The organism is Kamptonema sp. UHCC 0994 (assembly GCF_029167235.1).
Lineage (GTDB): Bacteria > Cyanobacteriota > Cyanobacteriia > Cyanobacteriales > Microcoleaceae > Kamptonema.
Genome location: NZ_JARFTR010000280.1, coordinates 1 through 10,886 on the forward strand (window position 1 = coordinate 1; position 10,886 = coordinate 10,886).

Genomic DNA, 10,886 nt, shown 5'->3' on the forward strand with positions numbered 1-10,886 from the left:
GTAAAGATACCGCCCAGAGGGCGGCGTTACGTAAAACGAAAGCAAGTTCCCTTAATTTAAAATCAGAAGATGTTACCAAGAGAAGAACTATTAAAAGGAATCGAAAATCGCGAGTGTGTGGCCCGTGCGATCGACCAAGCTGAGCAAGCACTCAAAACTTGGGAAATTAGCATGACTGATTTTCTTTCTCCCCCTGAGTTAGCGGAGACACAAAAGGTATTTAGTCGATTAACAGAAGTACAACTAATTGCTTGGGGAGGCTATCCACAGGCGGAACGCCAAAGAGTTGCGATCGCACGTTCTGAAATTCCTTTAGACAATTCTAGTGTAAGTGTTGCAGCCTTAGAAATAGCTGGTAATTTCCTCTTTGATACCGCATCTCACCGAGACTTTTTGGGGTCTATCTTGGGTTCTGGCATTGTGCGAGAAAAGACTGGCGATGTCATCGTTTTAGGCGAACGCGGAGCGCAAGCAATTGTTGTTCCAGAACTGGTAGAATATTTAGAGATGCACTTAAAGCAAGTTCGTTCTGTTCCCGTACAAATTCAGCGGATAGAGTTGAGCGAACTTAAGATTAAGGAACCTAAAAAGAAGGAATTAACAACAGTAGAAGCGTCGATGCGACTGGATGCGATCGCATCGGCTGGATTCGGGATGTCTCGTAGCAAAATGGTGGATTTAATTGAAGGCGGAGATGTGCGAGTTAATTGGAAAGATATTAGCCAATCTAGCCATATTATTAAGTCGGGAGATTTAGTTGCTATTCGTGGTAAAGGGCGATTAGAAATTGGGGAAGTTATGGTTACGAAAAAAGACCGTTATCGGATACAGTTAACTCGGTATATTTAAAGGATTGTTTGCATAGTCTAAGCTTTAGTTATCGGAGAAACCAGGTTTCTTAAGAAAGGGGCGATCGCTCTCCTTCCAATCATTACCTTAAATCTACCGATATGTTAGTTCTATCAAAAACTACCCTTACTCAACCTGATTCAGCTTTCTTTTGAAAATAGCTTCAACCTCAATCTCAGGATTTGCTAGTTCAAACGGATAGGGATGAAGATTGGCCGGATTCCGACGGCTCATCAAGACTTCCATTGCTGCTTCAAAGGCTTGACTATCATTTCGATGTTCAGAAATATATCGTTTTAACTCAGAATTTGTCATTATTGACAGATTTGGAATCATAGAACAAACTCCCAACTCCCATCTTCATCAATTACAAGAGCAATATCATCATTAATTCCCGCCTGCATATAGATTGTTTTAAACCTCCGATCGTAACGGAAAACTTGGATGGGGTGGTATAAATTAGAAAGCAATTGACAGAGGAATGCTGCTGTTACTAGCTGTTGCTGTGTTGGCAAGCTGAAACTCTCATAAGTAATATAACATAGTTTATCACAATATGTTTCATGTGGGTTGGCGTGGAGAAAAACGAGTTTATGGATGTGTTATTCACATTGAGATTAAGGAGGGTAAAATTTGGATTCAACGGGATGGAACTGAGGTGGGAATAGAGGAAAATTAAGCTAGGGGAGAGTTGCGATCTCCCGTCTAATCGAGAGATTCAGATATAAAGTTTTCCCGACCTTCGCTAAGTTGTATAATATCAAAACATTCTATTGAATCGAAAGCATAGACAGAGATGATTAATCTAATTCAAGAGCGTGCCACTAAAGAGCAACTTGAAGAAATGTTAGAAATCCTTAGCAGTTATGTTAAACTAGAATTGCTCGAAGTTTCTGGAGTCTTACATGGAAACAATGAAACTGCGATCGCATATTGGAACCGATGGCATATTGCTTCTCCAAATGCCCGCTGAGTTTAAAGATACTTCTGTAGAAGTGGTAGTAGTTGTACAGCATCTACCATCGGAGGAAGTTAAACCGAAGTATAACGCTTGGGGACAACTGACTACTAAAGAATCAATTCAAACAGCAATTGGTAGAATGCGACAACTACGGCAAGAAATTGCCTTGGATAAAAGCTCAATCCGCTCCATGATTGAAGAAGGACGCAGGTTTTAATGCAGTTTATATTGGATTGTTCTCTAGCAATCAGTTGGTGCTTAGTGGATGAAGATAACGATTATGCTAATGCTATACTCGCGATGATGCCGGATTGCGAAGCTTATGTACCAGGAATTTGGTCGCTAGAAGTTGCTAATACTCTCCTGGTTTCTGAGCGACGCAACCGCATGACAACTGAGTAATCTGAGATGGCTATTGCTTTGTTACAATCACTTTTAATTCAGGTTGATGAAGCTACGGATAGCAACGCGCTCTCGTCAACTCTGGTACTAGGAAGACAAGAAGGTTTAGCTGCTTATGATGCAGCTTATTTAGAGTTAGCATTAAGATTGGAATTGCCGATCGTGGGGTGAGAAACTGGGTTTCTGAATAAAATCTCGGCGGCGATACTTTAGTTATCTGAGAAACCCGGTTTCTGAACATTGACGCTTGAGTTAAACTGTGATATAATGAATTAAGTAACTATAAAATGGCAATGGCTACACTTCAGATTCAAAATCTACCCGATGAATTATACAGTCGTATTCAATGTCTTGCCTCTGAAAAAAATTTTACTCTCAATGAGGCAGTAATTCATCTATTGAAGCAATCATTTGAGTCCGACAAGGTGATGATAGATCGGGCGCAAGAAAGCCAACTAACGTCAGCAATCCTACAAAGGATTCGCAATCGTCCCAGAGTTAACCCAAGGGATTTTGGATTAACAGATAGCACTGTTTTGATTCGAGAGGATCGCAACAGATGACAGTTCCGCTACGATGCGTGCTGGATACAAATATTTGTATTAAGCAGTTTATCGTCGATCCTTTGACTCCTAAAGTTAATCAATTATTCGATTGTCTTGACGATCCGGCTGTTGAGTTTTTTGTGCCCGATCTGTTTTATATTGAGTGTGCTAATGTTCTTTGGAAGTATGTTCGAGCTAAACTCTACACTGCCGAACAAGTTCAGGCCGATCTAGGTGACTTAAAAGCTTTACGATTTCAAGTTACTTCAACCAAAGAGCTAATGAATAAAGCTGTTCAAATTGGTTTTGGACTATGGCATCACAGCTTATGATGGCTGCTATGTGGCACTGTCACAGCAAGTTATGGCACCGTTGCTAACATTGGATGAACGGTTAGTGAATTCTTTGACAGGTAGTGAGTTTGATGTGCAATTGTTTACAAATTTTACATTGCCATCTTTATCTACCTAATAATTACGCTCGACTAAAAGATATGAGGCGATTTAATGTTTTTAGATGGTTAGAAATAGGCGATCGCGCTTTGTTTTGAGGGTGCGATCGCGTGGGGGTGAGAAACCGGGTTTCTGAACAAAATCTCGGCTGAGATGCTTTAGTTATCTGAGAAACCCGGTTTCTTAAGTTGCGATCGCGCTTTACGAAAGTCACATTAAATGCCGATGAATGTTGGGTTGAGGGAGGAAATTTAAGCTAGGGGAGAGGTGCGATCGCGCTTAACAGTATAAAAAAATGGTAGCCACTATTCAGCTATTTATAAGTTCAGTTGATTCCGAATCCAAAACTTAAGATCGTATTTAGCTTCCTCCCAATTTTGGGCAACATTTTTTACCTGTTCGGGCTTTAAATTTCGCGTTAGCTAAATATAACTCGCATAGTGAAAAAGACATCCAGACTATTTGTTCCCTCCGTACACCCATCGTGAGTAATATGTTCTGTGGGAGCTATATAAGCCTCTCCTGGGTTAACTCTCAATTTAACAACAGGATAATTCGGGAAAAGCTGCATAAATGCCCTACCAATCCTTGAACTACCCCAAGTTTCATTAACTAAATTACTATCTGTTTCAGACACCAATCTATAAAGCTGCTGAATTGATAGATTGATGAATAAAAAATAGCGGGGTTGAGAGCCAAGATTGATTAAGATACGATGCAGTGATGAACCACGCTGATTATCAATGTGAAGACCAACTTTGCAATCTCTATTCCCAACAGTTACAGTCATCTGGTTAGGGGCATTCGACCCAATTCCATACTCACTTACGTCTGCATTTTGGAGACGCAAAGTTTCAATATAGTCGTGAATTAAGCCGATACCTTTTGCTACGCTCTCTTTTTCTAAAACATACTGCAACGCCGTATGGTGTTTTACACTACCTAGCTCCTTAAGGTGACATAAAATATTTTGAGGAATACTGAGAAGAGTTACATACAAATTTGATGAATTATTAACTTTATTCCTGAACAGGATTTTTTGTTCTGTTGAAGTAAGTGTTCGCCAAGGTAATCGAGGGACAATTGCATCAGTACAGTAAGGAGTGGTAAATTGATTTGTAGAATAACTAGCCGACTCAGTTCCCGAACTCAAGAAAACGCGATCTTCAAAGCTTATGTCATTGTAACTCTCAACAATTTTTATCCCTTCCCTTAGTTGATACACGCATTTATTCCCCTTAATTAAGATTACTAAAAACTAAGACAAAAGACTCCGACCGACCTTAACTACAGAATGCAAATTTTCAACATAAGCACCAACTAAAAGCTTGCCTGCATCAGTTAACGTTTCAGACTTTATTAAACCTTGATAAGCTACATCGGCAAAACTAAGTGTTTCAACCCAGTAACTCTCAGCTTGAGAGTCCAACTTTTCGGATGAAAACCAAGGTGAAGCTACAAGTTTAGCCCATACAGCAGCCCCAGCCGAAAAGGTCATTAAAGCATGAATAACCTGTCTAAGAGGACGATCTCTATAGCAAATTTTTACACTCTGCCACCTGTACTGAGGGAGTATGTAAGAACAACAATGTAACACTACTTTCGGGACAATAGTTAGCTTTGCATATTTTAACAATACAGCAGTTCTGTTTGGTGTATGATGGCATCACATCATCGGTAATATGTATGAGCCGTCTTACCAATCGCGCTTTTGATATCCTACGTACAGAAGTTAATAGATGTGCCGCCGCTGAAAGATTTGGTGGTCAAGTACAGCAGCAAATGGTGATGAAGCGGTTAGAGAAACTGCGCTTACAGTCAGGAACTTTTGCCTCTGCACAAGAACTACGCGAGACAGTTAAAGATTTATTTCCTAACTTCGACGACAAAGCCATCAAAGCCGCAGCCAAAGCTAACCGTCCGCCAGGGATATTAAGTAAAATAGCTTGGGTTGGTACTTTTCTTGTCGGGGCGGCCGGCTTTATTTCGGTACTAAATCTGCCTTTTCCGATGATTAGATGGCCAGTGGCAAAAACAGCACCGATATTATTATTACCTAGCTACATTAGCATGGATTATAACTATCGGCAAGCGATCGCGAAAGTCGAACAAGCAGATCAACTAATAAATAAAGCTACCGCTGCTGCTGATTTCGATTTAGGGGAAATCAAATCTAAAGAAGCACAAAAACACCTCGACGCTTTACCAGTTTGGTTTTTAGGATATTATCCTACAGCTTACTGCACTTTCTTTGGTTGCACTTGGCGATTTACCTTCGATGAATTTGAAGCCGCACGCAAAAATATAGGGCGCATGGAAGCTCAAATTTTTCAGCAGAAAAATGCACTAAATGAGCTAACTAAAACAGAACAAGAACTTAACACAGCAAAACAGCAATATCAGCAAGCAAAAACAGCCCCAGAACGCCAAAAGGTTAGTGCGAATTGGCAAAGTGCAATCGATCAACTCGGTCAAATTCCTAACGAAACTTTGGCTGGAGAAATGGCACAGAAAAAACTGCAAGCTGCCAAAAGAGACTTTCAAGATGTGGGCGGTGTTGCTACTGGTAGTCTGCGTACTGATAATTTAATTGAAGCAGCAAAAGAGTTTGCAATGTCCGCCGCTGTTGCTTCTCAAAATCCCCCTCATTCAGCGGAACAGTGGGAACAAATAGCAAGTTTGTGGCAAGAATCTATCCAGCGACTTGAACAAGTTAGCTCCGAGAATCCCGGTTATCTTGATGCTCAAAATAAATTGGCTCAATATAAAACAAATTTGGGAACTGCACAGTTAAGGCATAAAATTGAGGAACAGTCAGCAGATGATTTGAAAGAAGCTAAATTTGCGATCGCAAATTGGCAAAGATTAGCTCTTTCTGATCGGCCAGATCGCGGTGACTTAGTTGGTCAGTTGCGAGAAATAATTAACAAGTTGGAGAGTGTTAAAACTGGGACGACCACATATTTAGAAGCTCAAAAACTGCTACAATTTGCTAGGAAAAAACAGCAGGAGTTGCAAAGGTAACGGACAGTTTATTCTGTAAAGTGGATTTTATGGGCGAACCGCAAAGTACGCAAAAGCACAGAATCAGAGAACAAAATATGAACAGAGGAAAAAAGTATGTTTTCAGATATTGAGAGCCATTGGGCGAAAGAATGTATAGTTCAATTAGGAGAGCGCTCGCTCGTTAAAGGCTATAGTGACGGCAAATTTCGCCCGGAAGCGCCCCTCACCCGTGCCGAATTTGCTTCCTTGATGGTTGGCGCTTTTGGCAAGTCTCCAGATGTACAAAAAGCAGTTAATTTTAAAGATGTTCCTAAGAATCACTGGGCTTGGCAATTCATTCAAACAGTTTCTAAAAAGAGATTTTTTAGTGGTTATCCCGATGGAACTTTTCGGCCAGAACAGCCTATTTTGCGCGTGGAAGCTATTACAGTGATTGCATCGGCGCTCAATTTGCCAAATCCTAAATCGCCAGAAGTAACTTTAAAAGATGCTTTTGACGATGCGGCTGAAATTCCCAATTATGCTAAAAATGTGATGGCAGCAGCAACTCAAAGAGCGATTGTGGTCAACTATCCTAATGTTAGAAAGCTCAGACCCAATCAAAACGCTACCAGAGGTGAAGTAGCTGCTTTATTTTGCCGCGCCTTAAGAATTTATACTGTTCCCGACAAGTACATTGCTGTCAGCATTGCAGGTAATATAGCACCGCGTCCTATCTTTGGTCGCACTCCTGAAATTATAGAAAGTTATTTTGGTTTTCCGATATCCGGTTCAAGTTATGCTTCAACAGCTATTAAGCGTTTTTGCTGTACGGATTTTATTGAAAATACATATTTTTCGGTAGAGTTTGAAAACGGCAAAGCTGTGAGGATAAGTTTTGACCTGGGTCAGTTTCAGCAGGATAAAATTAGTATAGATCCTAAAAAAGAATTTGAGTATGTATTTGGCTACCCACCTCCTACTTGGAGATATCTGAAGGGTCCAGATTATATAGACGGAGGTTATTTCCTTTTTGAATATTGTTTAGGAGATGGAGTACGACTATTTTTGATGCAGTATGCACAGAAAACAACAGTTAGCACTGCGTTATCGTATGATTCCACCTGTGAGCCTCCTTACAATTAGCAACTACCAAGTCGGATCAAAATTAAGGTTCACAGTCATTTGTTCGCGTCCTCTGGGAACCCCTGCGATGCAAGCACAAATGATGTTACCGCCGTCAATTTCGACCTCGCAGGCGTGACAGGAACCCATTAAGCAACCTGTAGGAATACAAATCCCCGCACGTTCGGCCACATCCAGTAGAGGTTCTCCCACTTCAGCTTCAATTGTTATATCATCTGGTAAGAAATGAATTTTCATCTTCTCTAAACAATATATTGACCAACAACTAACAACTAACAACCAACAACTAACAACTAACTAACTCAAAACTTGCCTTAAATCCAAGTGACTTTCTATTGTATCTGCGAGAGAATCTAAAAGAGCTTCCCGCTGTTCGCGATAGTTAGGAATGCCAGTAGGTAAAGCTTGTAAACCCCTTTGTTGACGCAAATGATTTAACCAAGAACGCCGCCAAGCGCCATTATCAAAAATACCGTGCAAATAAGTACCCCAAACTGATTGAGAATTATTAATAACCCCTAAACCAGAGTCATCAAACAAAGGTTTCGTCATATCAGATTGTAGCAATTGTGTTCGTCCTTGATGAATTTCATAACCTGCAACAGGTAAACCAGGTTGCGGGTAATTGGAAGTTACTACCCGCTGACGAGCAATTTTCGTCGGGGCCATGATTGTTTTTAGTGGCAATAATCCCAGTCCATCGCATTGTCCTATTTCGCTTTCAATGCCATCGGGATCTGTAAGAACTTGTCCTAACATTTGAAATCCTCCGCAAATTCCCATCACTGTCCCCCCGGCTGTCATGTAGTTTTTGATAGCTTCCGCCATACCCGTTTGTCGCAGCACAATCAAATCAGAAATAGTAGTTTTAGAACCAGGGATAATCACCGCATCTGGATATCCCAAGGATTCTTTAGGGCTAATATATTTTACGGTTACTGTTGATTCTGATTCTAATGGATCAAAATCTGTAAAATTAGAAATGCGAGGGAGGCGAATGACAGCAACGGTAAGATCGGAATGGGAATTAGTAGAACGGCGCTCTAATAAACTCAGAGAATCTTCTGCGGGTAATGCTTCATCTATCCAGGGAATAACGCCGGCGACGGGAATACCTGTGCGCTCTTCTAACCAGGTAATACCGGGCTGCAAAATTGAGCGCTGACCTCGGAATTTATTGATTACAACTCCCTTAATTAAGGCTCGTTCTTCTGGTTCTAGTAACTCCAAAGTGCCGACGACGTGAGCAAAAGCTCCGCCTCTGTCAATATCCACTACTAGCAGGGTTTTAGCGTTGAGATGTTTGGCTACCCGCATATTAGTTAAGTCGCGGTGTTTGAGATTAATTTCAGCAGGAGAACCAGCTCCTTCACAAATCAGTAAGTCAAATTCTTGTGATAAAAATTCGAGGGATTCTTGGATGGCTTGCCAACCTATATCAAAAAATTGTTCGTAGTATTGAGTAGCTTTGACAGTTGCTACTGCGCGACCTTTGATAATAACTTGGGAAGTCATATCCCCTTGGGGCTTTAATAAAATTGGGTTCATTTCTACCCAAGGTGCAACACCGGCGGCCCAAGCTTGTACCGCCTGAGCATAGCCAATTTCGCCCCCATTAGCTGTAACATAGGAATTCAAGGCCATATTTTGACCTTTAAAGGGAGCAACGCGCCAACCGCGCCGAGATAGAAGCCGACATAAGGCTGCAACGAGTAGAGATTTTCCTGCGTGGGAAGTGGTACCCACAACCATAATTGCTTTCATAAATAGTTAACCTAGCTATTAGTTATTAAGCTTGAAACTTGCTGCAATGGAAGTTAAAGATTTGACTATCTAAATTATAACCGCTAGCGAGTTAAAAGTTAAAGATTGATAGGACTTACGCATTCAATATATGCAATTGTATCATTGCTTAGATGAATGCGTCAAAATTCGTCGATCCCTATATTCAAGCTAAAAGGGTAGTCGCAGCCAACGGGTTAAGGTATTGTAAATGCGATCGCGCCAGTCCGGGGGTGGTACGATGTCTCCTTGCTGCTGGAATTTTTCGATCAGTTGGCGGCCAAGTGGGGTGAGGCGGAAACTGTCTGTGATTCCCTGTCCGTCTACTTCTCGCCGCAATACGCCGACTTGGATTAGCCAAAGTAGGGAGTTTTCGGCGGTTAATTCTGATAGGGGCGATCGCGTGTAGCCGCTTTCAACGCCGGGATGTGATGCGATCGCGCCGAGGAAAACGCTGGTTTCGCGCATTGTCTTGAATAATTGTAATTGAAAAGGGGCACAGCGAATGGCTCTAGCTGCCCTTTCTACGGTGCGACTGGGGTAATTAATAGATTTAAGTTCTGAGGAGGGGATGAAAGTCATTGATTTGCCTCTCAATTAAGGTATTATATTTTTTATTATTACCGATCTGAAAGTAAGAATCATCCAAGATTGCCGCTCCATAGTTCACAGAATCCCAAAATCAATTAAAATATCCTTATAAACCACAAGAAAAACAAAACTATGACCTTACCAGTTGGGTGTGCTGCTCCTCCTTTTACCGCCAAAGACACAAACGGTAAAACCGTTTCCCTATCCGACTTTGCCGGCAAAACTGTAGTCTTATATTTCTACCCCAAAGACGACACTCCCGGCTGTACCAGAGAAGCCCAAAGCTTCAAAACAGCCCACACCGAATATCAAGGCAAAGATATGGTAGTGCTAGGTGTTAGCCGCGATAACGAAACCTCTCACAAACTCTTCACAGAGAAATACGGTTTACCTTTCACCCTATTAGCCGATGTCGATGGCGCAATTACTAAAGCTTACGATGTCGAAAAAGGTGATTATTCTAAGCGTGTCACCTTCGTGATTGATAGCACCGGCAAAATTACTCAAGTTTACGAAGGTGAAAATCTCAAAGTAGATACTCATGCTCAGGATATCTTAGCTACAATTAGCTAATTCCTACTAATTTCCTCACCGTAACGCCGCCCTCTGGGCGGTAAAATTAATCAAAGGAGGTGAAATTAATGTATGCATTGCAAAAAGATGTTTGGCATTTAACAGGATTCGATAAAACTATTGTTGAGCAACTGTTGAGATGGTCAAATAATCTGTTTAATGTCGGCACTTACGAAAGTCGGCAACGGTACTTTAGGGATAGAAGCGCAGTTAAATATCCCGAACTATACAAAATAACCAAAACCAACGAAAATTACGGATTACTTTACTCGCAAGTCGCCCAACAATCGATTAAATCTGTCGCCGAATCTTTTAGCTCTTTTCGAGCTTTAGAAAGGCTTGCTAAGAAAGGGCAGCTCAATCAAAAACCGAGATTGCCCAAGTACAGAACCAAGGGGGCGATGTATCAGGTTTCCTATCCGGGACAAGCCTTAAAAATAGTGGGTAATCGGGTGAGATTGCCTTTGGGAACTAAAGGCAAAGAACACTTTGGGGCAGACTGTCTCTGGGTAACATTACCGGAACGCTTGAAAGATTGCCAAATTAAAGAACTTAGGCTAATCCCTAGAAATGGTGAGGTCTGGATTGAGTATGTTTACG

The 10,886-nt window shown here is 41.3% G+C and carries 19 protein-coding genes and 1 pseudogene; 12 read left to right on the plus strand and 8 right to left on the minus strand.

Going from position 1 to position 10,886, the window contains the following annotated elements; translation table 11 throughout:
* The first annotated feature begins 69 nt into the window (after positions 1-69).
* Entirely contained in the window at positions 70-849 is a 780-nt protein-coding gene (locus PY364_RS24830; protein ID WP_275570378.1) for a photosystem II S4 domain protein, read from the plus strand.
* 126 nt (positions 850-975) lie between these two features.
* On the opposite strand, the gene PY364_RS24835 is transcribed toward PY364_RS24830, so the two are convergent.
* On the minus strand, positions 976-1,164 hold the full coding sequence (locus tag PY364_RS24835) for a hypothetical protein (protein ID WP_275570379.1): 189 nt from the start codon (positions 1,162-1,164) through the stop codon (positions 976-978).
* A 17-nt stretch (positions 1,165-1,181) separates the two neighbouring features.
* Complete coding sequence (locus PY364_RS24840; protein WP_275570380.1) at positions 1,182-1,364, minus strand: hypothetical protein; 183 nt, start codon at positions 1,362-1,364, stop codon at positions 1,182-1,184.
* Positions 1,365-1,405: 41 nt separating this feature from the next.
* On the opposite strand from PY364_RS24840, the gene PY364_RS24845 reads away from it, so the two are divergent.
* The 7 genes from PY364_RS24845 (at position 1,406) to PY364_RS24875 (ending at position 3,089) form a co-directional block, all read left to right on the plus strand.
* On the plus strand, positions 1,406-1,528 hold the full coding sequence (locus PY364_RS24845) for an element excision factor XisI family protein (protein WP_275570381.1): 123 nt from the start codon (positions 1,406-1,408) through the stop codon (positions 1,526-1,528).
* Positions 1,529-1,645: 117 nt separating this feature from the next.
* Positions 1,646-1,822 (plus strand): hypothetical protein, encoded by a 177-nt coding sequence (locus PY364_RS24850; RefSeq protein WP_275570382.1) that lies wholly within the window; start codon positions 1,646-1,648, stop codon positions 1,820-1,822.
* The gene (locus PY364_RS24855) at positions 1,755-2,027 is read left to right on the plus strand and encodes a hypothetical protein (RefSeq protein ID WP_275570383.1); all 273 of its coding nucleotides are present in this window, start codon (positions 1,755-1,757) and stop codon (positions 2,025-2,027) included. The genes PY364_RS24850 and PY364_RS24855 overlap by 68 nt, the downstream gene beginning before the upstream one ends.
* A complete protein-coding gene (locus PY364_RS24860; protein ID WP_275570384.1) occupies positions 2,027-2,212 on the plus strand; it encodes a type II toxin-antitoxin system VapC family toxin in 186 nt (61 codons plus the stop codon). Before PY364_RS24855 ends, PY364_RS24860 begins: the two co-directional genes overlap by 1 nt.
* A 6-nt stretch (positions 2,213-2,218) precedes the next feature.
* Positions 2,219-2,383 carry a hypothetical protein gene (locus tag PY364_RS24865; RefSeq protein ID WP_275570385.1) on the plus strand — a complete coding sequence of 55 codons (165 nt, stop codon included), beginning with the start codon at positions 2,219-2,221 and terminating at the stop codon, positions 2,381-2,383.
* 122 nt (positions 2,384-2,505) lie between these two features.
* Positions 2,506-2,775, plus strand: coding sequence for a hypothetical protein (locus tag PY364_RS24870; RefSeq protein WP_275570386.1), 270 nt, complete (start codon positions 2,506-2,508; stop codon positions 2,773-2,775).
* Entirely contained in the window at positions 2,772-3,089 is a 318-nt protein-coding gene (locus PY364_RS24875) for a type II toxin-antitoxin system VapC family toxin (protein WP_275570387.1), read from the plus strand. The genes PY364_RS24870 and PY364_RS24875 overlap by 4 nt, the downstream gene beginning before the upstream one ends.
* 142 nt (positions 3,090-3,231) lie before the next feature.
* Here PY364_RS24875 and PY364_RS24880 read toward each other — a convergent pair whose 3' ends face one another.
* The 3 genes from PY364_RS24880 to PY364_RS24890 all read right to left on the minus strand — a co-directional run bounded on the left by PY364_RS24880 (position 3,232) and on the right by PY364_RS24890 (position 4,707).
* Positions 3,232-3,423, minus strand: coding sequence for a hypothetical protein (locus PY364_RS24880; protein WP_275570388.1), 192 nt, complete (start codon positions 3,421-3,423; stop codon positions 3,232-3,234).
* A gap of 204 nt (positions 3,424-3,627) precedes the next feature.
* Positions 3,628-4,434, minus strand: coding sequence for a hypothetical protein (locus tag PY364_RS24885; RefSeq protein WP_275570389.1), 807 nt, complete (start codon positions 4,432-4,434; stop codon positions 3,628-3,630).
* A 33-nt stretch (positions 4,435-4,467) separates the two neighbouring features.
* Positions 4,468-4,707, minus strand: a complete 240-nt coding sequence (locus PY364_RS24890) for a hypothetical protein (RefSeq protein ID WP_275570390.1) — start codon at positions 4,705-4,707, stop codon at positions 4,468-4,470.
* 188 nt (positions 4,708-4,895) lie between these two features.
* On the opposite strand from PY364_RS24890, the gene PY364_RS24895 reads away from it, so the two are divergent.
* The gene (locus tag PY364_RS24895; RefSeq protein WP_275570391.1) at positions 4,896-6,233 is read left to right on the plus strand and encodes a hypothetical protein; all 1,338 of its coding nucleotides are present in this window, start codon (positions 4,896-4,898) and stop codon (positions 6,231-6,233) included.
* Positions 6,234-6,329: 96 nt separating this feature from the next.
* Positions 6,330-7,340, plus strand: a complete 1,011-nt coding sequence (locus tag PY364_RS24900) for an S-layer homology domain-containing protein (protein WP_275570392.1) — start codon at positions 6,330-6,332, stop codon at positions 7,338-7,340.
* A gap of 3 nt (positions 7,341-7,343) precedes the next feature.
* Here PY364_RS24900 and PY364_RS24905 read toward each other — a convergent pair whose 3' ends face one another.
* The 3 genes from PY364_RS24905 to PY364_RS24915 all read right to left on the minus strand — a co-directional run bounded on the left by PY364_RS24905 (position 7,344) and on the right by PY364_RS24915 (position 9,704).
* Entirely contained in the window at positions 7,344-7,577 is a 234-nt protein-coding gene (locus PY364_RS24905) for a 2Fe-2S iron-sulfur cluster-binding protein (protein ID WP_275570393.1), read from the minus strand.
* 60 nt (positions 7,578-7,637) lie between these two features.
* Complete coding sequence (cobQ, locus tag PY364_RS24910) at positions 7,638-9,104, minus strand: cobyric acid synthase CobQ (protein WP_275570394.1); 1,467 nt, start codon at positions 9,102-9,104, stop codon at positions 7,638-7,640.
* A gap of 189 nt (positions 9,105-9,293) precedes the next feature.
* Entirely contained in the window at positions 9,294-9,704 is a 411-nt protein-coding gene (locus PY364_RS24915; protein WP_275570395.1) for an Npun_F0494 family protein, read from the minus strand.
* 141 nt (positions 9,705-9,845) lie between these two features.
* Between PY364_RS24915 and PY364_RS24920 the strand changes: the two genes are divergently transcribed.
* Together PY364_RS24920 and PY364_RS24925 are read left to right on the plus strand one after the other, a co-directional pair.
* Entirely contained in the window at positions 9,846-10,286 is a 441-nt protein-coding gene (locus PY364_RS24920) for a peroxiredoxin (protein ID WP_275570396.1), read from the plus strand.
* Between the two features lie 68 nt (positions 10,287-10,354).
* Positions 10,355-10,886 (plus strand): annotated as a pseudogene (locus tag PY364_RS24925) (RNA-guided endonuclease TnpB family protein); the annotation flags it as partial.